The 23,414-nt window shown below is 51.6% G+C and carries 20 protein-coding genes; all 20 read left to right on the top strand.

Annotated features, from left to right (window positions below; genetic code table 11):
- Window positions 1–22: 22 nt before the first annotated feature.
- Window positions 23–1,630, top strand: coding sequence for a tannase/feruloyl esterase family alpha/beta hydrolase (locus tag BP71_RS21625; protein ID WP_496383048.1), 1,608 nt, complete (start codon window positions 23–25; stop codon window positions 1,628–1,630).
- Between the two features lie 360 nt (window positions 1,631–1,990).
- Window positions 1,991–5,107, top strand: a complete 3,117-nt coding sequence (locus tag BP71_RS21620) for a SusC/RagA family TonB-linked outer membrane protein (RefSeq protein WP_496383046.1) — start codon at window positions 1,991–1,993, stop codon at window positions 5,105–5,107.
- A 14-nt stretch (window positions 5,108–5,121) separates the two neighbouring features.
- Window positions 5,122–6,600 (top strand): RagB/SusD family nutrient uptake outer membrane protein, encoded by a 1,479-nt coding sequence (locus BP71_RS21615; protein WP_496383044.1) that lies wholly within the window; start codon window positions 5,122–5,124, stop codon window positions 6,598–6,600.
- 39 nt (window positions 6,601–6,639) lie between these two features.
- Complete coding sequence (locus tag BP71_RS21610; RefSeq protein ID WP_496383042.1) at window positions 6,640–7,404, top strand: phytanoyl-CoA dioxygenase family protein; 765 nt, start codon at window positions 6,640–6,642, stop codon at window positions 7,402–7,404.
- Between the two features lie 35 nt (window positions 7,405–7,439).
- The gene (locus BP71_RS21605) at window positions 7,440–8,492 is read left to right on the top strand and encodes a hypothetical protein (protein WP_496383040.1); all 1,053 of its coding nucleotides are present in this window, start codon (window positions 7,440–7,442) and stop codon (window positions 8,490–8,492) included.
- Between the two features lie 52 nt (window positions 8,493–8,544).
- Window positions 8,545–9,807 carry an MFS transporter gene (locus BP71_RS21600; protein WP_496383038.1) on the top strand — a complete coding sequence of 421 codons (1,263 nt, stop codon included), beginning with the start codon at window positions 8,545–8,547 and terminating at the stop codon, window positions 9,805–9,807.
- A gap of 87 nt (window positions 9,808–9,894) precedes the next feature.
- Window positions 9,895–11,055, top strand: coding sequence for a sialidase family protein (locus BP71_RS21595; protein ID WP_496383036.1), 1,161 nt, complete (start codon window positions 9,895–9,897; stop codon window positions 11,053–11,055).
- Window positions 11,056–11,101: 46 nt separating this feature from the next.
- On the top strand, window positions 11,102–12,316 hold the full coding sequence (locus BP71_RS21590; RefSeq protein ID WP_496383034.1) for a sialidase family protein: 1,215 nt from the start codon (window positions 11,102–11,104) through the stop codon (window positions 12,314–12,316).
- Window positions 12,317–12,342: 26 nt separating this feature from the next.
- Window positions 12,343–13,056, top strand: coding sequence for a GDSL-type esterase/lipase family protein (locus tag BP71_RS21585; RefSeq protein WP_496383032.1), 714 nt, complete (start codon window positions 12,343–12,345; stop codon window positions 13,054–13,056).
- A gap of 14 nt (window positions 13,057–13,070) precedes the next feature.
- Window positions 13,071–13,856, top strand: coding sequence for an SDR family oxidoreductase (locus BP71_RS21580; RefSeq protein WP_496383030.1), 786 nt, complete (start codon window positions 13,071–13,073; stop codon window positions 13,854–13,856).
- 58 nt (window positions 13,857–13,914) lie between these two features.
- Entirely contained in the window at window positions 13,915–14,859 is a 945-nt protein-coding gene (locus BP71_RS21575) for a hypothetical protein (protein WP_496383029.1), read from the top strand.
- Window positions 14,860–14,977: 118 nt separating this feature from the next.
- The gene (locus BP71_RS21570; RefSeq protein WP_496383027.1) at window positions 14,978–15,784 is read left to right on the top strand and encodes an HpcH/HpaI aldolase family protein; all 807 of its coding nucleotides are present in this window, start codon (window positions 14,978–14,980) and stop codon (window positions 15,782–15,784) included.
- A gap of 33 nt (window positions 15,785–15,817) precedes the next feature.
- Window positions 15,818–16,771, top strand: a complete 954-nt coding sequence (locus BP71_RS21565; protein WP_496383025.1) for an aldo/keto reductase — start codon at window positions 15,818–15,820, stop codon at window positions 16,769–16,771.
- Window positions 16,772–16,780: 9 nt separating this feature from the next.
- Window positions 16,781–17,683 (top strand): Gfo/Idh/MocA family protein, encoded by a 903-nt coding sequence (locus tag BP71_RS21560; protein ID WP_496383023.1) that lies wholly within the window; start codon window positions 16,781–16,783, stop codon window positions 17,681–17,683.
- An 85-nt stretch (window positions 17,684–17,768) separates the two neighbouring features.
- On the top strand, window positions 17,769–18,548 hold the full coding sequence (locus BP71_RS21555) for an SDR family oxidoreductase (RefSeq protein WP_496383021.1): 780 nt from the start codon (window positions 17,769–17,771) through the stop codon (window positions 18,546–18,548).
- A 110-nt stretch (window positions 18,549–18,658) separates the two neighbouring features.
- Window positions 18,659–19,042: a RidA family protein gene (locus BP71_RS21550; RefSeq protein WP_496383019.1), complete on the top strand. Its 384-nt coding sequence runs from the start codon at window positions 18,659–18,661 to the stop codon at window positions 19,040–19,042.
- Between the two features lie 11 nt (window positions 19,043–19,053).
- Window positions 19,054–20,034 carry a 3-hydroxyacyl-CoA dehydrogenase family protein gene (locus BP71_RS21545; RefSeq protein ID WP_496383017.1) on the top strand — a complete coding sequence of 327 codons (981 nt, stop codon included), beginning with the start codon at window positions 19,054–19,056 and terminating at the stop codon, window positions 20,032–20,034.
- Window positions 20,035–20,063: 29 nt separating this feature from the next.
- The gene (locus BP71_RS21540) at window positions 20,064–21,362 is read left to right on the top strand and encodes an aspartate aminotransferase family protein (RefSeq protein WP_496383015.1); all 1,299 of its coding nucleotides are present in this window, start codon (window positions 20,064–20,066) and stop codon (window positions 21,360–21,362) included.
- Between the two features lie 41 nt (window positions 21,363–21,403).
- Window positions 21,404–22,282, top strand: a complete 879-nt coding sequence (locus BP71_RS21535; protein ID WP_496383013.1) for a 3-hydroxyacyl-CoA dehydrogenase family protein — start codon at window positions 21,404–21,406, stop codon at window positions 22,280–22,282.
- A 7-nt stretch (window positions 22,283–22,289) separates the two neighbouring features.
- Entirely contained in the window at window positions 22,290–23,375 is a 1,086-nt protein-coding gene (locus tag BP71_RS21530) for a dipeptidase (protein WP_496383011.1), read from the top strand.
- The last annotated feature ends 39 nt before the right edge of the window (window positions 23,376–23,414 follow it).

Here is a 23,414-nt window from a genome sequence, read left to right as displayed (position 1 = left end):
CACCCTATCCATCATTGTCCCTGTGTTAAGAGTTTTGATACTTTTTTTCCTGCTGGCCGGGAGTGCTGTTTGGTTGGAAGCGACCGGTGAGCCGGAACAAGTTTCATCGGATACATTGACCTGCCCTTGTGCGCGGCTTGCTGATCTTCATTTTCCGGCAATGACCATTACCTCGGCAGAACGGGTAGTATCCGGGAATTTTGCCCCGCCGGGTAATGCCCGGCCGATATCGGCACTGCCTGCCTTCTGCCGCGTTACGGCTATGCTGGCACCAACACCTGATTCCCACATCCGCATTGAACTGTGGCTTCCCGAGCAGGCCTGGAATGGACGTTTCCTGGGAACAGGAACCGGGGGCGGGGCAGGCTACATCAACTACGGCTCGTTGGCCATGGGATTAAAAAGAGGCTTTGCAACAGCCAATACCGATATGGGTACCTCGCCCGGGGCGAACGGCTTGACGGGGCATCCGGAAAAATGGACAGACTTTGGGCACCGCGCTACACACGAAATGACCGTGGCCGGCAAGGCGATTGTCTCCGCTTATTATAAAAAGCCGCCCCACCATGCCTACTTTTCCGGCTGCTCGACCGGCGGACAGCAGGCGTTGATGGAATCGCAGCGGTATCCGCTGGATTACGATGGTATTCTGGCCGGCGCGCCGGCCAACAACCGGACCCACCTGCACACGGGTTTTGTTTGGAACCTGCGCGCCACCAACGATGCCCGGGGCGGTGCATTATTACCCAAGCAAAAAATAGACATGATCACACGGGCGGTGTTGAAAGCCTGTTCGGGCAAAGACGGGGGCGCTCCCGGCGACAACTTCCTGACTGATCCCAGTGCCTGCCATTTCGACCCGCAAACGCTGCCGGTGTGCCCGGAGGGAACCGACAATGAGACCTGCCTGACACAGCGAGAGCTTGCCGCTCTCAAAAAGATTTATACAGGCCCGGTCAATCCGCGTACCGGTGAAAGGATTTATACACCTATCCCGTTTGGAAGTGAAAATGTGACTTCGGGTATCGAACTGCAGCAGAACGCCCAGCAATCGCCGAATGCGCTTTTCTATCAGTACAGATGGGCTTTCGGCCCCGAGTTTGATTACAACACATTCGATTTCGATCGCGATCAGGACAAACTCGACTCGTTACTTGGCCCGGTCCTGAATGCGAACAGCACAGATCTTACTGCATTCCGGCATCATGGTTCCAAGCTCCTGATGTATTCGGGCACAGCCGATCCGCTGGTTCCCTACCAGGATGCATTGAACTATTATGAAAGGGTGGTGAAGGCACAGGATGGGCTGTCTGGGACGCAGGAATTCTTCCGGTTTTTTCTGATACCGGGCATGGGGCATTGCAGCGGAGGGCCTGGCCTTAACGACGGGGGAGATATGCTGGGGGCATTGATCAAATGGAAGGAAGAAGGAGTAGCACCGCAGCAGCTCACAGGTACTGCCTACGACCAGGCCGATCCTCAGAAGACCGTGCGCTTCAGGCGCCCCGTTTATCCTTACCCGTTGCTACCCGTGTACGTGGGTGGCGACATCGCTATGCCGGAAAGCTACAAAGCAATGGCATTTCCACAACGCAAGGTGGCAGCACCTGCGACGCGTTATTTGGAATGACGAACTGAATGCAGCATCATTCCCGCCTTACCTGATTTCCTTCAATTCCTGATATGGGTCTTTGACGGCCGGATGTACCCCTGTGCCGTTTTCATCAGATCCGGGGCCACCTGGCAGCACAGACAACCTGTTAATTATCTTCCATTTAATTTGTCGAAAAATAGTATTACAAAAGCACACAAAAGTAGAGGATCGCAGAAATAGCAGAACTTAATTTTGGATTTGTTAAATCAAGCCAAACCTTCTAAGCTCGTAGCTATGCAAAAGAAAATATTACTACATCTTTTCCACCGGAGATCCTGTTTGTTAGTTGTTGTATTGATGTGCTTTTGTACGACTGTTGTATGTTCACAAACGGCAGTGAGAGTTTCCGGGAAGATTGTCGATGAAAAAAACGAAGCGTTGCCGGGCGTGAATATCCAGGTGAAAGGGACCACCACCGGGGCCAGCACCGATGCGAACGGAAATTACACCGTCAGCGCCCCAACAGGCTCTTCGCTGATATTCTCTTTTATAGGTTATCAGAGCCAGGAGATACTGATCGGAAACAGCTCCGAGATCAATGTAACACTGAAAGGCGATATCGCCGTATTGCAGGAAGTTTTGGTGGTGGGATATGGGGTGCAGTCCAGGGAAACACTCACCACTTCCATTTCTAAGCTCGATAATAAAGTGCTGGAAAATGTTCCTTTCGCCAATGCGGCTTCCGCTTTGCAAGGGACTGTATCCGGCGTCAGGGTGCAGAGCATTTCGGGTCAGCCCGGTGCGGCTCCCCGCGTTATCGTAAGGGGTGGAACATCCATTAATAACCCAAACGGCGCCAGTCCTTTATACATTATCGACGGTGTGATCCGTACCGACATGAACGATATTAATTCCGAGGACATTGCATCCATGCAGGTTTTGAAGGACGCCGCTTCCACGGCGATATATGGTGCCAGAGGCTCAAACGGGGTGGTGATCATTACGACAAAAAATGGCAAGGCGGGACAGACGCGCATATCCTATTCTTACGATCTCACCACTTCGAAGCCGGGAAAGCTATTTGAACTAGCCAATGCAAGAGATTACTTGAAGATCAACAGGTTAGGGGTATTTGGTGATCCGAAATTCGGCGATTATACATCCAGACTGACACTCCCGATGGGTTACGGAACGGGTAACGACCTGACCAACAACACGGCCTTCACCACGCAGTACCTAACACCAGCGAATGAACACAAGCTCAAAGAAGGCTGGCAAAGCATGCCCGACCCTGCGGATCCTACCAAAACGCTGATATTCCAGGATACCGATTTTCAGGCACTTAACTATCAGACCGGCCTATCCCACAACCATAACCTGGCGATTTCGGGCGGAACCGAGAAAGCTACCTTCAATGCGGGTGTAGGGTATATGTCTGCAGACGGTACGGTAATCACTACCAAATACAACCGGTTAAGTTTCAGTTTGAATGGCGATATAAAGGTCAGGAAGAACCTGAGCGTTTACTCACGGGTGATGTATTCCAGGGCTAAATCCAATATGCCGTACGGATCCACCGCAGTTACTTTTTACCGCAATGCGGGCCTGGCCCCGACGGCCAAATACAAGTTCGAGGACGGAACGCTTGCTCCGGGTACCAACAACGGGATCGGTAACCCCGAGTACCAGATGAATACGAGGGTCTATGACAATTCGAATGAAAAGCTCACCCTAACATTGGGTTCTCACTGGGATATCCTGCCCGGGCTGTCTTTTGACCCTCAGATCTCGATGTACAATGTCTCCAGGGACGCGCGCTCGTTTCAACCCGGATACTGGAACGGGCCGCTTGCGTTTGTAGACTCCCGTGTATCCTCGGCCAGCGCCTCCAAGTGGCGGCAGACACAGGCCGAAGGGGTGTTTTCTTACACCAAAACACTGGCCAAGGATCACAACCTGGACTTAAAAGCGGGCTTTTCATACTTTGTCCGGGATACTTCCGGTATCAGCGCCACAGGAAGGGGGGCTTCAACCGACCTGATCCCCACGTTGAACGCCTCTGCTGAGGCCACAGCGGTGAGCGGAACGGTGACCAGGCAAACGATTCTGGGGTATTTCGGGAGCGCCAACTACAACTATCACCTCAAATACCTGCTTACCGTGAATATGCGCTACGATGGCGCCTCCAATCTGGGCGACGACTACAAATGGGGATTTTTTCCGGGGGTGTCCGTTGGCTGGAATATCCATAAAGAAGATTTCTGGACGGGGATTTCAAGAAGCGTCTCGCAGCTGAAACTAAGGGGGAGCTATGGGGTTAATGGGAATATCAGTGGCCTGGGCGATTTCACGGCTCAAGGCGCATATGGCGTGGGCGGCAAATACGGCGGCGCAGCCGCGATCCAAAATACCGTGATCCCGAACAGTGAACTGAAATGGGAACAATCCAAAACCTTCGATATCGGTGCGGACCTGGGTTTCTTTGACAACCGGATTACGATGATCCTGGATTATTACAGGCGTGCAACGAGCAATTTGCTTACCAGTCTGCCTTTGCCCCAATCCACCGGTTTTGGAAGTGTGCTTACCAACCTGGGTACATTGGAAAACAAAGGCTTTGAAATCGAAATCGGTGCGCGTGTGCTGCCGGCCAACTCGCCGCTGCAATGGAGCGTCTCTTTCAATGCGTCCAAAACCAGAAACAAAGTACTGAAACTGCCTTACAACGGGATCGCAAACAACAGGGTAGGAGGTATATTGGTTTGGGACGATGCCATAAAGGACTATGCCTGGAAGGGCGGCTTGCAGGAAGGCCTGCGGTTAGGGGAAATGTACGATAGGCAGCAGGTGAGGATCTACCCCACAGATGAAGATGCCAAAAACGGCCCTGTCGCTTCCTACATCGTGGGCGCGGACAAAACACAATATGGCGGCGACGTGGAATTCTATGATGCGGACAAAAACGGCATCATCGATTCCCGGGACAAAAGATACATGGGAAATGCCTATCCGCTCTGGACAGGAGGCTTGTCCAATACATTGAGCTACAAAAACTTCAACCTGTATGTGCGCATGGACTACACCACTGGACACACCATTTTCAACTGGGGCCGGATGTTTCTGGATGGCAATATGTATTCGGACGGAAACCTGACGCAAAGGATGGTAGAGCGCTCCTGGAAAAAGCAGGGTGACATCACCGATATGCCGCGTTCGTACTGGGGCGGCGAGCGCGTCCAACGCAACCTGTTCGACGGCGTGACCACTTCCGGAAATTCGATGTATATGGAGTCAGGCGATTTTCTGGCGATCCGGGAGGTGACGCTGAGCTATTCAGTGCCTTCCAGAATACTGAACAAGCTGAAACTCGCGAACCTGAGGTTTAACGTCACCGCAAACAACATTCATTATTTCACCAAATATTTGGGATTGAACCCCGAAGAGGGAGGCGTGGACGACGGCCGGTATGCAATGCCTAAGAACATCATCTTCGGAGCAAGTCTATCATTTTGATAATCAAAGGAATCATGAAAAAAATTAAACAAATAGCTTTTACCCTCCTGGTGTGTTTCTGCGGAGCTTCGTGCGATGTACTGGATGTGTCTCCAACCAGCGTGATTACCACTACTTCCTTCTGGAAAACGCAGAATGATGCGGAAGGAGCGCTGAATGGAATGTATGTCAATTTGCGGAACATATCCGGTGCCATCTACACGGTAGGAGAGCAGCGGAGCGAGGTTTTTGAAGGAGGCGTATACGGTAGCGGCAGAAACGACTTGTTTCTCAATGAGTTGAGCGGCGATCAGCCCAATCACCCGGACTGGAGTGCATTTTACACGGTGGTCAATTCCGCTAACCTGATTATCAAATACACGCCCGGTATCACTTTTAAAACCGAAGCGGCCAAGAACAATGTGCTGGCGCAGGCCTATGCCATGCGGGCCTACACCTATTTCGTCATGACCAAAACATGGGGAGATCTGATCATACGCACCGAGCCGACGGAAAGTTCGAATGCGGAGATTACCATCAAAGAACGCTCGCCGCAGGCAGAGGTCTTTGCATTGATTAAAAGCGACATCGAGATGGCGCTGTCGCTGTTCCCCGATAATAACTTCGCAGCAGGACGCTCCCGGTGGTCGCGAGCCGGTGCCAACACGTTGAAAGCAGACGTATTTCTTTGGACCGGCAAAAGGATGAACGGAGGCCAGGCCGATTTTACCACGGCCCTTGCGGCGATCGCGGAAGTCGAAAAAGCGGACATTTCCCTGCTTCCCAACTTTGCAGACCTGTTTGAATATGCCAATAAGGGCAATAAGGAAACGATTATGACCATACGTTATCAAGACCTGGACGGGGCGGCCAATAACCAGTTCTGGCTGCATTGGATCATCGACAGCGCCATTCCGGCAAATATCGATGCGGCCACCAAAGCATTGATCCAGCCCGTTGGCGGCGGACAGGGCCTTCTGGTGATCACACCGCTGGTACGCAACCAGTTTACAGAAGACGATACCCGGAAAAAAGGCTCATTCCACGAAATTTTCACCTACGATTCGGCAGGTAAGGCAACGTTCTACACGACGCTGGCTATGAAAGGGCGCGGTTTACTAACGGGCGGAACCCGGCTTTTTCTGAGCGATATTGTGCTTTATCGTTACGCGGATGTGCTTTTGCTCAAAGCAGAAGCCAAAAATGCCCTCGACCAGGATCCCAGCGAGGAGATCAATAAAGTGCGTCAGAGGGCTTACACGACGCATTATAGCAAACATATTTTTGTAAAAGGGACCAAGCAGGCCAATGATGAGGCTATCCTGAAAGAAAGACTTTTCGAGCTGGTCTATGAGGGGAAAAGATGGTGGGACCTGGTCCGTTTTGGAAAAGCTTTTGAGCTCGTACCCAATCTTCAGGCCAGAAAAGGGCAGGATTATCTCTTACTTTTTCCTATTGCCAATACGGTACTGAGCCTGGAACCGAAAGTGAAGCAAAATCCCGGTTATAAATAAGGAAACCATTAGAGAGCATTCGTTTTAAATAAGAAAGAAATGGATATTGAATCGATCAAAAAACAATTTGAAGAAGACGGTTATGTCTTTCTGCCGGGGTTTCTGTCTGCGGAGGAAATCGCGCTCGTGAATGAGAAACTGACGTATTTTATTGAGAATGTGGTGCCTGGATTACCTGCCCACGATGTGTTTTACGAAGATAAGAACGATCCGGCCACTTTGAAGCAGATCATGCATGTTTCCGAGCATGAGCCCTATTTTGCGCCCATGCTCCACCAGAGCAGGTTCAGCAAAATAGCGGGCGAGCTGTTGCAAGATCAGGTAGTCCCCAAGATCCTGGAATATTTTAATAAGCCGCCCGGCATCGGAAAGCCGACACCTCCGCACCAGGATGGTTATTACTTCATGCTCAAACCTGCCAAGGCGGTTACCATGTGGATGGCGCTTGAAAATGTGGACGAGGCCAATGGATGTGTGCGATATGTGAAGGGCTCTCACAAAAAGGGAATGCGGCTGCACGGGCGTACCCAGACCTTGGGCTTTTCGCAGGGAATCACCGACTACGGCCTGCCCGAGGATGTACAGAACGAGATCGCATTCCCGGCCCGGCCGGGTGATTTACTGATCCACGATTCGCTGACGATCCACCGCGCCGACGGTAACCAGACACCTGACCGTACTCGCAAGGCTCTGGGTTTTATCTATTTTGGTGAATCGGCCCGGGAAGATGTGGAGGCGAAAGCGGCTTACCAGGCTCAGTTGCAAAAGGAGATGCGCGAAAAAGGCGAATTAATGAATGAATAAAATTATTCAATACTCACTTTCCAAAGTGTCAGAATATGCTAAAAATAAGGTTGTTTCTGTTCTTGCTCCTTTCGGGGGCGGGTACCTTTGTCAATGCAGGAAGCCCGGCAGATTCCATCCGGATTTCCAGGGTTTGGGACAAAGAAAAGCACAATGCATTCCCCGATCTTGTCCGGTTTAAAGACCACTTCTACATCACTTTCCGGGAAGGTGCCAACCACGTCGGCAACGAAAACAACGGAAAAGTAAGGGTAATCAGGTCTAAAAACAGGAAGGACTGGGAGACGGTGGCTTTGTTCGACATGGAAGCAGAGGACGTGCGGGAAGCCAGGCTGTCGGTCAGGCCCGACGGGACTTTGATGGCCATTGTCGCGGCGGGTATTTTCAAAGACGGCAAATACCTCACGCTTGCTCCCTACGTTTCCATTTCCGACCAATCAGGGACCCATTTCTCACAGCCTGAAAAAACCACTTTCGGTAAGGACATTACCCCAACCCTGGACTGGATCTGGCGCATCACCTGGCACAAGGGCATTGGTTACGGTATTATGTACACGGCCGACTACCAGCTCGTGGATGGAAAGCGCGTCAGGACCATGTACGCCCAACTGTTGCGCACGAAGGATGGCCGGTATTATGAAAAAGTACCAGGCTTTGAAGTTGACGGCAGCCCGAATGAATCGACCATCCGCTTTGACAAAAACAACCAAATGTATGTGCTGGTAAGAAGGGAAACCGGTGACCAGATGGGCATGCTTGCAACAAGTGACTTTCCTTACAACCAATGGAAGTATCACAAATTGACGGTCAGACTTGGCGGGCCGAATTTCCAGTTTCTGGGGAACGATAAGCTGCTGATGGGGACCCGGCTGCACGAAGGTAAAGAAGCTTTTACCGCATTGCACGTCACGGATCTGAAAGGTGAAATCCTGAAAACCATCAAGCTTCCCAGCAACGGCGATAGCAGCTATCCCGGCTTGATCGTTGAAAAAAATCAGTTGTATGTGGCCTATTATTCCAGCCATGAAGGTAAGGCTATTGTTTATCAGGCCGAGATTCCCCTGAAAGAGCTGCAAACCGGTAAGTAGCCCTCAGGCGCATTTCAGCAATCAATCATCATTCAAATTACCCGCCTTGTTTATGTCAGCAATCCAAGCAGCACCATTGAAAGCCGTGCACGTACTACCTTCGGGCGCCTGGCGGATTGTTGTTTTATTGTGTTTTGTGGGTTGTCTCAATTACCTGGACCGTACCATGATCACCACCATGCGTACCTCCATCGTTCAGGCGATGCCGATGACCGACGCCCAGTTCGGGCTGCTAACCTCCGTTTTTTTATGGGTATACGGAATACTCAGTCCTTTCGCAGGTTTTCTGGCCGATCATTTCAACAGAAGCCGGGTGATCATCGGAAGCCTTTTCGTCTGGTCTGCGGTGACGTGGCTCACGGCCTACGCAACTACATTTGAACAGCTGCTGGCCACCCGGGTATTGATGGGCGTGAGCGAGGCATGTTACATTCCCGCTGCAGTAGCCCTGATTGTCGACTACCACAAAACCACGACCCGCTCGCTGGCGTCGGGCATACATATTGCGGGTGTTATGGTAGGGCAAAGCCTCGGGTTCGTGGGTGGCTGGATCGCCGAGGACTACCACTGGAGTGCGCCATTCAGTGTGTTTGGGGTTATCGGTGTGGCGTATTCCTTTATTCTGCTGTGGCTGCTGAAAGATGCGCCTCAAAGCGGGGAGAGCGAGCAAAAGCCGGTGGAGCCTCCAGTTGATTTCTTCCAGGCAATCCGCAGCCTGTTTAGTCAGCGGGCATTTATCCTGCTGATCATCTTCTGGTCTTTGCTCGGGATTATCGGGTGGATGGTGATGGGCTGGATGCCGACTTATTATAAAGAACATTTCAGTCTCTCCCAGGGAATGGCCGGATTGTACGCCACGGGTTATCTGTATCCTGCCTCGATTGCCGGGGTAATATTGGGAGGTTTTTTAACCGACCGTTTTGCAAGAGGAAGTGCCAATTCCAAATTCCTGTTTCCTGTGATCGGACTTTGTATTGCGGCGCCGAGCATTTTCATTGCCAGTAATACTTCGTTTCTGCCGCTGGCGATTACGATGTTTATGCTCTATGGACTTACCCGCATGTTCAGCGACGCCAACCTGATGCCAATTCTATGTCTGGCTGCGGATGCACGTTACCGGGCTACCGGATACGGGGTGCTCAATTTCTTCGCCTGCGTGATCGGCGGCCTGGGCTTGTATGCCGGCGGGGTATTGCGTGATATGGATGTGGATCTGGGTAAGATATTTCAATCTGCGAGCCTGCTCATGTTGGTATGCATCGGCCTTCTGTACCTGATCAAAAGAAGGGTCAACGAAAATGCAACTGAAAAATGAAGAAGCCGGATTGGTAAGATTCGAATGATCAGCTGCGCAGCCATTTCAGTTTATAAACAGCATTTATTCCTAAACCTTTAAAAAATCATGAATACCACCCAATTTTTGCGTTTTCTGCTTCTCGGCTGTATGCTGGTATGGGCCTGTCCGCTCGCAGCTATGAACAACGCAACATCCGTTTCGGATACGTTAAAGCCGTTACTTATTTCAAAAGGAGGTGATGCCGGAGAGTACCAGGCGTTTCCCGACGCATGCCGGCTCAAAAACGGGGATATCCTGGCCGTGTTCTATGCCGGCGACGAGCATGTGACTAAGCAGAGCGAAAAATATCCGAATGCCGGGCGGATTTGTCTGGTACGTTCCAAAGACGAAGGCCGCACGTGGAGCAAGCCGGTTACTATTTACGACGATACCGATGACAATCGCGACCCGCACATTGCCCAGCTGAGCAATGGTTCGGTGGTGGTCAGCTTCTTTTCTCTTCGTTATGCCACTTTTGGCGCAAAAGAATATAAAGTGTTGGGAAGCCCGCAGTTGCTTTGGTCGCGGGATAACGGCAAAACCTGGGACAAGCAGGCAACGCTGCTGAAAACTGGTGACATCGACTGGATTTCATCGGCCCAGGTGCGGGAAATGCCCGACGGGACAACGATTTTGCCGGTTTACCATCAGGAAGGGAAAGGAGGACTGAAAGCCTGGGGCGGCGTAATGCTGTCCGGTGATAAAGGCAAGACCTGGGGCCCGGTGATCCCCATCGGGGAAAAAGCTAATCTCCCGCTGGCGGCCGAAACTGACGTGATCCTGCTCAAAGACGGAACACTTTACGCAGCTTTGCGCGCGCAGCAGGAAGTACATATGCATTTTGCAAAAAGCAGGGATCTGGGCAAAACCTGGTCGAATGTGGAAGATATTGGTTTTCGCGGTCATTCCCCCTCATTTACCAGGCTGAAAACGGGGGAGATATTGCTCACTACCAGGGCATTCAGGGATGCGCCTTCCAAGAAAGGCTACACGGGGTTGCGCATCAGCAGGGATGAGGCTAAAACGTGGGAGGGACCTTACCTGGTGGATGAAACGCTGGGCGCATATCCGTCTACGGTTGAGCTGAAAGATGGATCGGTGCTGGTGGTTTACTATGAAGAAGGCAAGGGAAGCGGAATCCGCGCGTACCGGTTCAAAATGCCGGCCAAATCAGCTGACGTACCTTTTGCCCAGCCCAGGCCACTGGAAGTGCTTACGAGCCGATGAGCGCGCTGCCTATTGCCCTTATTGATTTAAAACTAACCCGTTTTCTATGAAATTGAATAAAACACTGATCGCTGCACTGCTTTTTCCATGGTTTATCCATCAGGTCCCGGCCGTTTCTGCCAACGGGTTTTTGTATCCTGAGATCACGATGCCGGCCGCAGACAGCATTCCCGGCGTGCGTAAAATCGAAGACGTGATCATTTATCAGGACGAAAAATTTCACTCGGCTTTCCCGTCAGTGGTCAAGAAGAAAAACGGGGAGATTGTACTGGCTTTCCGCCGCGCGCCGAGCCGGAAGGTTTTTGGTGAAAAAGCAACCAGCCATGTCGATCCGAACAGTTACCTGGTGGCAGTCAAATCCAGGGACGGCAAAGCCTGGACACCGGAGCCGGAGCTGATCTACGCCCACCCATTCGGAGGGTCGCAGGACCCATGCCTGCTGCAGTTGAAGGATGGCACGCTGCTTTGTGCGAGTTATGGCTGGGCCTTTGTGCGGCCGGAAGGGATGGATCACCTTCAAAAACCCTACTTCCTGGCAGGAGGAGCGGTTTTTCTGGGAGGCTATGTCCTTCGTTCCTCGGATGGTGCCAGGTCGTGGCAGGGCCCGCTGTACCCGCCGCATATCGGGCCTGAGATCAATCACACTGCCATGGGCAATATGGTGCCGGCTTATAACAGGGGCGCTATGTACGAGGGAAAAGACGGACGTATTTTCTGGGTAGTTGCCGCAACCGACCGCCAGACGCCCAATAAGACTTCAAACCATTTGATGATCTCCGCCGATAAAGGACTGACCTGGAAATACGCCGCACCCGTGGCAGTGGACGATCAGGTATCTTTTAATGAAGCTTCCGTTTACGAAACACCGAAAGGGGACCTGGTTGCATTCCTGCGGACAGCCGGGCTGGACGATCAGGCTTGCATTGCGCGCTCCACAGATGGCGGCAAGACATTTAACGCCTGGGAGAAGATGGGTTTTCAGGGGCACCCGATGCAGGCGCTGCGACTCCCGGATAACCGCGTGCTCGTTTCATATGGTTACCGTCACAAACCGCTGGGTATCCGGGCGCGTATCCTCAATGCCGAATGCACCGACTTTGCCACTGCGCCGGAGATCATATTGCGCACCGACGGCGGAACGACCGACTTGGGTTATCCATGGGCGGTGCAGCTCGACAAGAACCGGGTACTGGTCAGTTATTACTTCAATCTGCCCGGCGGCCCACAGCATATTGCAGGCAGTATCCTGGAAATAAAATAGTTGTTTGGCCACAAGCTACCTCGCTCTTGAAAAAGTTGATTTGTAAAGGTTTACGACGGAAAGATATTATTGGATCTCTGGTGCTGCTGCTGACATGGATTAACGTTTTGGGGCAGGCTGCGAGCTGGGACAGTACCATTCGCCCGGAGATCTACCATCCGCGTGTTGCTTTGATGAAAACCTTTCATCACTCCGAAAAGGACATCGTCTTCCTGGGGAACAGCATCACTTTCTGGGGCGAGTGGCAGCAATTATTGCGAAACAGCCATATCAGAAACAGGGGAATTCCGGGAGATACCAGTTATGGTGTACTCGACCGTCTGGATGAAGTTACCGAAGGTAAGCCGGCAAAAGTGTTCTTAATGATCGGAATTAACGACCTGGCCCGCAACACGCCCGCAAATGTGGTGATTAACAACTGCCGGAGGATAGTAGCCGGGATAAAAGCAAAGTCACCTGCGACGCGGATGTATGTACAAACGATGCTGCCTACCAATGATTCTTTTAAGAAGCTGCCCAATCATTGCAATAAAGATGGGCTGATCAGGGAAGTCAATATCGGGTTGGCAGTCTTGGCAAATGAAGAAGGAGCCACATTTATCGATCTATACAGCCATTTTACAGACACTGCCGGCAAGCTAAAAAAAGAGCTCACCTGGGACGGTGTCCATTTAACGGCGGAAGGATATCTGCTTTGGGCTGAAATATTGAAAAAAGGTAAATTTTTGAAACGGAAATAACACCTGCTTAGCCGATGACAAACGCTGCCGACATACTGAATCTGAAAGACAAGCACATCTGGGTTTTTGGCGGGGCCGGCTATTTGGGGCAGGCTACCGTTTTAGCACTTCATACGCTGGGTGCAAAGATCCTTTGTGTCGATCTGGGCGATCGCGCTGAAGCTTTTGTGAAAAAACAAAACCTGACGAATGCCGCCTTCGCTGAGCTGGACATCAGGGATACCGGTCGCGCTGAGCAGTTCGTGGGCGATCAGATTGCGGATCGCGGAGTGCCGGATGGTTATGTAAACCTGACCACTGCCACTACTGCGAAGAAAATGGAGGAGCTCACTGCGGATGACTTTGATGAAGTGAACCACGGCGGGCTTACCGCCACATTTATTCTCACCCGCGCAATCGGAAGCCGGATGGCTGCGGCAAATGGGGGCAGTATCGTGCTTTTCTCGAGTATGTACGGATCGGTGTCCCCGTATCCGGAAGTCTACCTGGATCCGATGAATAAAAACCCGCTTGAATACGGAGTAGGCAAAGCCGGCATTTCTCAGATGAGCCGTTACCTGGCCGTCCATTGGGGCAAATCCGCCGTGCGCTGCAACTGCATTTCGCCGGGGCCTTTTCCTAATCCCGATGTGCAAAAAAAACACACGGCTTTTGTAGAAAGGCTGGCGCTTAAATCTCCTATGGGCCGCATCGGGCAGGCTTCGGAAATTGCCGGTTCAGTGGCTTTTCTACTGTCTGACGCCGCTTCTTACATTACCGGTCAGGATCTGGCCGTGGATGGGGGCTGGACTTGCTGGTGACGGGCCAGATATGCAGGATTTTCATCGAGGCATTGATTGTAAATATTTTATGAAATGTATGTTCACCCTTTTTACGCTTATCGTTCTATCAGCCATGCCGGGAGCGTGTATCAACCAAAAGCCGGATTCATCGATATCTCGGGAAATTGAACAGCAATCGATCGCAGTTTTGAGGCAGGTTCTGGCCACGCAAAAGGAATGGGTGAAGGTACATGCAGCGGAATATCTGGTCTGCTCTGCACACCCGGAGGGCGTGCGGAACGCTTTCCTGGAAGAAGAGAAGGCGCTGGGGACGAAACCGCAGTACCGGATAGGAATATGGCGTGTGCTGGCACAGGCAGCGGAAACGCCGGCTGAGAAGCAGGTTTGGACGGATAAAATAATGGCTGTCTATCTGGATTCGTTGGCAAGCGACCGGACGCACGCCGCTGAAACGCTGGCTAAACTTAAAATCTCCCCGTTCGAAAACAACAGGATTTTGACGGAAAGCACCTTGAAAAGTCCGGTAAAATCCCTGGCGCTTTATACATTATGGAGCACCGCATTTACGTCGCCGGATTCACTCAAAGCAGTTTCTGCATCTTTTTTGAAAATGATCGCCAATCCAAATGGTCCGGGGGCGGACAAAATCATCCCAGCCTACGCCTTGCGTCAATTAAGAAAAGGGCTTTCTGATGAAGAGTCGGCCCTTCTGGTGGATGCTGCGCTGGCCGAACCCGGGGATTCCCCGGCAAGGATATATTTGCTGAGTGCTGCTTTTACCACCGCTGCCCGGCAGGCAGACCAGCTACATACGGAAATTTTGAAATACAGAACCTCAACCTCAAAAGGTCAGATTTCGGAAATGGCTGCGGCGCTGGCTGAAAAAGGTACGAGCGGGGACATTCCCTTGCTGGCTCCCATGCTTACGAGCGTAAGCCAGCTCCCAGACGAGGCTGACCGCGCGGATGTAGCCGCTGCTGCCGCGCACGCTATATTGAAAATCGCCCGGAGACAAGATTGAGAGCGGACCCACTTGATGTAAAGAGTTTACCGGCTATTGAAAAATAGTATCAGTAATAGGAATGAAAGTAACAGAACGGTTTAGGGCGGGATATTAATTTTGATAAAAAGAGAAGACCATGAAAATGCGAGAAAGCAGGGTGTTGAAAAAGCTCAGGGCGGGAGAAATAGCAAGCTGTTTCAAAATAAATTTGTCTGACGCCCGTGTGGCTGAAATTGCTGCTATTTCGGGTTTTGACTGCGTATGGACAGATCAGGAGCATATTGGACAGGACTGGTCGATACTCGCGTCCAATATCTGGGCTACCAAGGCACACGATACCGATATTCTGGTGCGGGTGCCAAAAGGGAGTTACAGCGATTTTGTCCGCCCGCTCGAACTCGACGCGACCGGGATCATGGTCCCGCATATCATGAACTTGGCCGAAGCGGAACTGATCGTCAGCATGACCCGCTTTCATCCGACCGGCCGCCGGCCCATCGACGGAGGTAATTCCGACGGCGCCTACACGGCCCTGGATTTCAATGAATACCTGGTGCAAGCCAACCGGCAGCGTTTTGTGATCTTTCAGATCGAAGATCCCGAACCTTTGGCCGAGCTGGACGAAATTGCCGCGCTGGACGGTTATGATATGCTGTTTTTCGGGCCAGGCGATTTCAGTCAGGGCATTGGCGCTCCCGGTGAGTGGAACCACCCGGAGCTGATCGCGGCAAGAAAAAAAGTGGCGCAGGTGGCCCGGAAGCACGGGAAGTTCGCCGGAACAGTAGGAGGGCCCGGGAATGCGGATGAGTTAGTCGCGATGGGATACCAGTTTATCAGCATGGGCGCGGATGTGGTGGGGATTAAAAACTACTGCCAGGATTTGGTTGGCGCTTTCACCAAAACCATCGCTGCCGGGTCGAAGAATTCCTATATGGATACCTGAAACAAAGGTTCAAAACTTAAAACTGATCATGCTTTGAAAAATAGACCGCTGGGGAATACCGGTATCCAGGTATCTGAGATTGCTTTTGGCGGAGTCGAAATCGGAATGCCCTATGGAATCGGTGTGACGGGTAAAGACGATATGCTTTCTGAAAGAGATGCGATTTACCTGCTTCATCAGGCCATGGAAAGTGGCGTGAATTTTTTTGACACAGCCCGATTGTATGGCGAAAGCGAATCAATTATGGGGAAAGCATTTGGCAGCCGGCGGGCCGGGGTCGTGCTGGCAACCAAATGCAATCATTTCAGAAAGGAAGGCAAGCTGCTGCCGAATCACGAGCTGAAACCATTCATCCTGAATTCTTTACAGGAAAGCCTGAAAGCGCTCCGGACCGATTATCTGGATGTTTTTATGCTCCACCAGGCCGATGCTGAGATCCTGCAAAACCCGGTCATCGCCGATGTCTTTTCTGAATTAAAACATAAACAAATAATCAGGGCCACAGGCGCCTCTACCTATCTAGAAGCAGAAACCGGACTGGCGATTGGGTGCGGGAACTGGGATGTGATCCAGCTGCCGTTTAACCTGATGGATCAGCGGCAGGGCGTTTTCTTTGAAAGGGCGTCGGAAAGTGGTGTGGGGCTCGTGATCAGATCTGTTCTGATGAAAGGGCTGCTCAGCGACAGGGGGAAAAACCTTCACCCGGCCCTGGCTGATGTTGAAGCGCATATCCAGGGTTATCATGCATTAACCGGCAACCGGTTTCCGGACCTCCCCACACTGGCGACGAGGTTTGCACTGTCGTTCGCAGAAGTATCTTCCGTGCTGGTAGGCATCGACAAAATGGAGTATTTACACCAGGCATTAGCCACAGCGAATGGTGACTACATGGACGAGGCAATGCTGAAAAGAGCTGGAAACCTCGTCTATCCCGATCCGGCATTTTTGAATCTGCCGCATTGGGACAGAATGGGATGGTTAAAATAAAAATCCAATATGTTAAAAATCGGAATCATCGGCATGAGCCCCGGCAATGCCCACCCATACTCCTGGTCGGCGATCATCAACGGGAAGTTCGACGGTGAAGAAATTGCCCGCGTAGGGTATCCGGCCGTGGCCGCCTATCTGCATGCCAATCGGGATACGCTGGGCTTGCCGGCTGCGCAGGTCACGCATGTGTGGACGCAGGAGCGTGAAATTTCCGAAAGTATTGCCCAATCTACCGGGATACGGGTGATTGTGGATGAGCTGGCAGATATGACAGGAGCAGTCGATGCGGTGATTCTGGCGCGCGACGACCCCGAAAACCATAAAGAGATGGCCCGGCCTTTTATTGAAGCGGGCGTGCCGATTTTCATAGACAAACCCCTGGCATACTCCACCGAAGACCTGAACTGGTTTTCGGCTCACCATGCAGCCGGAAAATTCATTATGTCCTGTTCTTCTATGCGCTATGCCAACGAAGCGCGTATTGCCCGGCAAGAGCTGAAATCGCTCGGTAAACTCGAACTGGTGACCGCTGTGGGCAAGAAAGACTGGAAAAAATACGGGGTTCACCTACTGGAAGCCATTTTCAGTATCCTGGACGATCCGAAAGCCATTTCCGTCCGGCATATCGGACAGCTGGATAAAGAGATCATTCACCTGCGCCTGGAAAACGGCCCGGAAGTAACGTTACATCTTTTCAACGACATCACCGGGACCTTCCAGATTTCCCTGTTCGGACAGGATGCATGGAAACTGGTAGATATCCGCAACTCCTATTCCATGTTCCGTGATAACCTCATCGAATTCGTCCGTTCGGTAGAAGAAGGAAGGCCAAGGCTGGATTTTGAAAAAACCGAACGGATTATGCAGATTATCATAGCAGCGGGAGAGAGCCGGGAGCGGGATGGGTGACTCCATGACCGACCCGCCTTGAGGACGAATTAAACAAGTACTAAACGCCAACAGCTATTAACCCACTGCTAACCGATTCCGTAAAATGCATATCAAAGACCTGTTAAGTCTGAAAGACAAAGTGATCCTCGTAACCGGTGGGTCGGGAAATTACGGGAAATGTATTGTCGAGGGGCTTGCCGAGGCGGATGCCACCGTGATTACCACCTCCCGGGATATCGCTTCGGCGCAGGCCACGGCTGCCATCTTTACGGAGCGGGGCCTGGATGTACATCCGATGCAGGTCGATCAGGGGGATCACGGGTCGGTGATGGCTTTGAAACAATATGTCCTGGACACTTTCGGAAGACTCGATGGCTTTGTGAATAATGCTGTTTCCAGGCCTATGAAGGGCTATCATGCACCTTTGAGCCAGTTTGAGGAATCCATGCAGACGAATGCGACCGGTATGCTGGATCTGCTGCGTGAAATGACGGATCTGATCGTCCGGAGCGGTGGCGGCAGCGTGATCAACATTGCATCGATGATGGGGATGTTCGGCCCGGACCTTTCCAATTACGACGGTACTGAAAATATGGGCGATCTGCCGCCGGACTATTTCTTTCACAATGCGGGCCTGATCAACCTGAACCGCTACATGGCCCAGATGAATGCGGGAAAAAACATCCGTTTCAATTGCATTAGCCCGGGTGGACTTTTTAACAACCAGCCGGCTGCATTTGTCAGTAATTACACCAAAAAAGTGCCTCTCCGCCGCATGGCAAACCAGGACGATATCAAGGGGCTCGTGGTGTTGCTGGCCTCGGATGCAGGCGCGTATATCAATGGGGAGAATATCCTCATGGACGGTGGGCTGAACGCATAAAGCCGCTTTAAAAAATAGTATTAGTAATCGGCAGAAAAGTAGGAGAACGCCCGAGTATGTGCTACGTACTTTTGTAGGGTAGTTGTTTTTTGAAATAATATTTCGCTTTTATGAAAAATATAATTCATCCTGACCGCGATCCTGCTTTTGCTACCGGCGCTTATTCCGATGGTATCGTCGCCGATGGTTTCCTGTTTGTGAGCGGTCAGGCCGCGGTGGACTTTAAAACCTCGCAGTTTGTGCTGGGAACCATCGAAGAGGAAACCGCGCGCACGCTGGACAATATTGCCGCTATCATCAAAGCCGCCGGTGGTTCCATGGAAAATGTAGTGAAATGCACGGCGCATTTATCGGATATCAACGACTTCGACAGATACAATGCAGTGTATGCCAGCTACTTCCCGGGAATTAAGCCAGCCCGCACCACCGTGCAATCGGTTTTAGCCGAAAACATTAAGGTCGAAATCGACTGCATTGTAAAACTGCCTGCCTGAGCGCCACACCTATGAATGAACAGTCGAATGTAGCGGAGATACCTGTGGGCGTGGTCGGTTTGGGATTGATGGGCAGCAGTATTGTGGCTGCATTGCTGATCGCGGGACATTCCGTCAAAGCGATTATTCCTTTGGCATCCGATGCTGAAAATGCACGCGAACGCATCTTTACCCAATTGAACTATTGCCTGCAAGCCGGGTTGACGGATTCGGTGACGAAGTTTGACTCCAGGCTTGTCGTATCAGAAGATTACACAGCGCTGGCATCCTGCCAGGTCGTGATTGAATGTGTGATCGAGAAGCTGGAAATCAAATCTGCGGTTTACAAAAAAATAGGCTCGGCGGTAAGCCCCACTTGCATCATCGGCAGCAACACTTCGGCAATACCGATCAGCGACCTGCAGCCATACGTTGAACACCCCGAACGCTTCCTGGGGATCCATTGGGCCGAGCCTGCATTCATGACCCGCTTTCTTGAAATAACCTGTGGCGAGCTAACGGCCACAACCTACGCTGACCGCATCTTTTCCCTTGCGCATCAATGGGGCAAGGAGCCTACGCTACTGAAAAAGGACATTCGCGGCTTTATTACCAACCGGCTGATGTACTCGGTTTACCGCGAAATATTTTATCAGATAGAGAGCGGAAATGCCAGCCGCGAAGACATCGACAAGGCTTTTCGCTACGACGCGGGGTCCTGGATGACATTGATGGGGATTTTCAGAAGAATGGATTTTATGGGACTGAAAGATTATGGCACGATCCTGAACAAGCTTTTTCCCGAACTCAGTAATACCGCAACGGTGCCGCCGATTATGCAAAAAATGGTAGCAGACGGTGCCCGCGGGGTGCACAACGATAGGGGAATATATCCTTATGAACCCGGAGAAGGCAAGCAATGGGACGAAGCATTTACCCGCTTCAATCTCGAAATCCATACCCTGGCCGCCCAATACTCCGAAAGCAAAGTGAAAGAACAGCTGGACTCCTGAGAGACCGGTAGCCGAAAACCGATACAAACATGAAAACCTACACGAAATCCGCAGCTTTGCTGGAAAGAGCCAAAAAAGTGCTCGCCAGCGGCGTTTCATCTGAATTCAGAAAATACAACCACCCACATGCACTTTTTTATACACACGGGAAAGGGAGCCGGATTTACGATGTCGACGGCAACGAATACCTGGATTTTACCCTCAGCCAGGGCCCGCTTATCCTGGGGCATTCACATCCGGAGGTTCTAAAAGCGGTCGGGGAATATTCAGAAACGGGGCAACTGTTTGCTGGTCAGCATATTAAGGAAATAGAGCTGGCGGAAAAGCTCAGCGAGCTGATCCCTTCCGCGGAGCTGATGCGATTTTGTCTGGACGGCTCTGAGGCTGTGCAAACGGCATTCCGGGTGGCCAGGGCAAAGACCGGCAGGAACAAATTTCTCCGTTTTGAAGGACATTACCACGGCTGGATGGACAATGTGTGCTGGGGTATTTCGGCGCCTTCCCCGGAAGCATTGGGTAGCCGCGAAAACCCGAACGTATTTCCATGGACCCAGGGTTTACCGCAGGGGGTTGAAAATGATTTTATCGTACTGCCCTGGAATGATCTGGACCTGGTCCGAAAAACGGTGGCCGAAAGAGCTGCCGAAATTGCCGCGATCATTACGGAGCCTATTATGTGCAATAATGGCTGCATTGAGCCCAATCCCGGGTTTTTACAGGGATTAAGGGATCTATGCACCGAGCATGGCATCGCGCTGATATTTGATGAGGTTATCACCGGTTTCCGCATATCTCTGGGAGGGGCGCAAAAATACTTCGGCATCACGCCCGACCTGTCCATTTTTGCCAAAGCGATCGCCAGTGGCTATGCCATCAGCGCGATTGTGGGAAAATACGAATGGATGCAGCTTATTGAACAGGCCAAAGTGATCCATGCCGGTACCATGAATGCAGGTAACCCGACGGTGGCGGCAGCCTTGGCCACGATTGCGGTTCTGGAAAAAGAACAGCCCCATGACAGGATGTTCAGGCTGGGGAGAAAACTGATAGAGGGGCTGCGGGCGGCTGGTTCAAGAAGTGGTCATGCGTTGCTCGTTGAAGGGCCCGGGCCTATGTTTGCCCTGAGCTTTACTGCTTTGAAAAAAAATGGAGATTACCGTGATACACTTCTGGCCGACAAAACGAAACTGGCAAGGTTTATTGCCGGAATGCACGAAGAAGGTGTCCGGGTGATAGGCCGGGGGCTATGGTATATCAGTGCCGTGCATACTGATGAGGATATAGAACAGGCGATAGAAGTTGCCGGTAAAGTGCTTCAAACTCTTTGAAAAGGTATTTAGCTGGATAGATGAAAGAGACGGGACGACAAATGGAACCAGTATTGCTGATAGGCGATCATCCGTTAACACGCAGCATTGCATCCTGTTTACAGCGAGGGGGATTTAGTTTCGCATCCGAAAACCGGCTGCCTGAACAAGCGGTTCCGTTCGCGGCAAGGGTTTATGGAATGGCCATTCTGATCACAGACGAGGATCTGCTTATGAAGAAAGAGATGCTCGCCAAACTGGAAATGATACTGCACAGGGATGCAATTATTGCAGTTAATACGGAAACGATAGGCCTTGACCTCTTGCAGGAAAATGCATCTTTTCCCCGTCGGATCATGGGTGTAAACTGGACGCAGCCTGCGGATACGACCTGTTTTCTTGAAATTATTGCCAACGACATAACCGATCCGATCCTGACAAGCCAACTGCAGCGGACAGCCATTGATTTCTGGAAAAAAGATCCTTACATTATAAAAGGGAACACCGGGATCCGTATGCGCCTGACGGGTGCGCTGATACGTGAGGCTTTTTATCTGGTGAAACACGGATACGCGACCGTGGAGGATATCGACAGGGCATGCCGCAATGACGCGGGATATTACCTGCCTTTTGCCGGGAACCTTCGGTACATGGATCTGATGGGCACCTATGCGTATGGAATGGTGATGAAAGACCTGAATCCCGAGTTGTCGACCGACGGGCATATTCCTGATTTTTTTCAACGGATGTTGGCCGGAAAAGAATGGGGAATGGAGAGTGGAAAGGGTTTTTACACTTATGTTCCCGGTGAAAGCGAAAAGTGGCAGGAGCTACTGAGTAAATTCGGCCGTCAGGTACGGGAGTTATTCGAAAAGTATCCCTTTAAATACAATCCCAAGGAAGTAGCCGAACCTGTTCGCGACGGGTTTGATTTTCGCTAGAAACACCATGAGTAGATTCATTTTCGATGCCCATCTGGACCTGTCGATGAATGCCATCGAATGGAACCGTGACCTTACCCGGCCGCTGAACGAGATCCGCCAGCGGGAAATGCACATGTCCGACAAAAATGACAGGGGCAAAGGCACCGTGTGCCTTCCGGAGCTTAGAAAGGGCAATGTCGGACTGGTAGTCGCTACGCAGCTTGCTCGCTTTACACCGTCGGGCAGCGCGTTGCCGGGATGGAATTCGCCTCAGCAGGCCTGGGCGATGACGCAGGCACAGCTTGCATGGTACCGGGAAATGGAGGCACTGGGTGAAATGGTGCAGATCACGGACCTGGCCGGGCTTGAATCACATTTGGCAAAATGGAACGATGCGGCGACAGCCAGCGAAGGGAAGCCGGTTGGTTACATTCTTGGTCTGGAAGGCGCTGATTCCCTGGTAGACGTCTCGTATTTACACCGGGCTTACGAATATGGCTTGCGGGCGGTGGGGCTTTCTCATTTCGGGCCGGGAAGATACGCTCCGGGGACGAAAACGGAAGGGCCAGTTACCGGGCTGGGATTTGAGCTCATGCGTGAAATGTCCAAACTGAATATGATCCTGGACACGACGCATTTGACTGACGAAGGTTTTGACCAGGTTCTGGACTTTTATGAAGGGCCTGTATGGTCGAGTCACCATAATGTACGCAAAATCGTGCCCAACCAGCGCCAGCTTGCTGACCACCAGATCAAACGGCTCATTGAGCGAGGGGCAGTAATTGGTGGAATGCTCGATTGCTGGGCAATGGACATCCGCTTTATTGACATGGTTTCGGACCCCTGGCAGCTGGATATCAGGCTCGAACATCTGGTTGACCATTGGGACCACATTTGCCAGCTCGCCGGGAACAGCCATCACGTGGCGATAGGCAGCGACCTGGACGGTATTTTTGGCACCGAGCAATCTCCCTGGGATATGAATTCAATCGCGGATTTACAGAAATACGAAGCTATCCTCGCAAGGAGGGGTTATTCGGATGAAGACATTGATAACATATTCAGCCAGAACTGGATACGGTTTTTGAGGAAGGCGTGGAGAGCGAAATGAGCAGAAAAAATCGGCCGCAGATGCGATGAATCAGCGAAT

The organism is Dyadobacter ginsengisoli DSM 21015, from assembly GCF_059568735.1.
Note: the sequence above shows the minus strand (reverse complement) of the source record. Positions and strands in the feature narration are given on the sequence as shown.

Coding starts and splice junctions, on each gene's coding strand:
- BP71_RS21545 (WP_496383017.1), top strand. CDS start 19,054: ATGAATGAACAGTCGAATGTAGCGGAGATACCTGTGGGCGTGGTCGGT.
- BP71_RS21575 (WP_496383029.1), top strand. CDS start 13,915: ATGTTCACCCTTTTTACGCTTATCGTTCTATCAGCCATGCCGGGAGCG.
- BP71_RS21610 (WP_496383042.1), top strand. CDS start 6,640: ATGGATATTGAATCGATCAAAAAACAATTTGAAGAAGACGGTTATGTC.
- BP71_RS21540 (WP_496383015.1), top strand. CDS start 20,064: ATGAAAACCTACACGAAATCCGCAGCTTTGCTGGAAAGAGCCAAAAAA.
- BP71_RS21570 (WP_496383027.1), top strand. CDS start 14,978: ATGAAAATGCGAGAAAGCAGGGTGTTGAAAAAGCTCAGGGCGGGAGAA.
- BP71_RS21580 (WP_496383030.1), top strand. CDS start 13,071: ATGACAAACGCTGCCGACATACTGAATCTGAAAGACAAGCACATCTGG.
- BP71_RS21550 (WP_496383019.1), top strand. CDS start 18,659: ATGAAAAATATAATTCATCCTGACCGCGATCCTGCTTTTGCTACCGGC.
- BP71_RS21530 (WP_496383011.1), top strand. CDS start 22,290: ATGAGTAGATTCATTTTCGATGCCCATCTGGACCTGTCGATGAATGCC.
- BP71_RS21560 (WP_496383023.1), top strand. CDS start 16,781: ATGTTAAAAATCGGAATCATCGGCATGAGCCCCGGCAATGCCCACCCA.
- BP71_RS21600 (WP_496383038.1), top strand. CDS start 8,545: ATGTCAGCAATCCAAGCAGCACCATTGAAAGCCGTGCACGTACTACCT.
- BP71_RS21595 (WP_496383036.1), top strand. CDS start 9,895: ATGAATACCACCCAATTTTTGCGTTTTCTGCTTCTCGGCTGTATGCTG.
- BP71_RS21605 (WP_496383040.1), top strand. CDS start 7,440: ATGCTAAAAATAAGGTTGTTTCTGTTCTTGCTCCTTTCGGGGGCGGGT.
- BP71_RS21555 (WP_496383021.1), top strand. CDS start 17,769: ATGCATATCAAAGACCTGTTAAGTCTGAAAGACAAAGTGATCCTCGTA.
- BP71_RS21590 (WP_496383034.1), top strand. CDS start 11,102: ATGAAATTGAATAAAACACTGATCGCTGCACTGCTTTTTCCATGGTTT.
- BP71_RS21535 (WP_496383013.1), top strand. CDS start 21,404: ATGGAACCAGTATTGCTGATAGGCGATCATCCGTTAACACGCAGCATT.
- BP71_RS21615 (WP_496383044.1), top strand. CDS start 5,122: ATGAAAAAAATTAAACAAATAGCTTTTACCCTCCTGGTGTGTTTCTGC.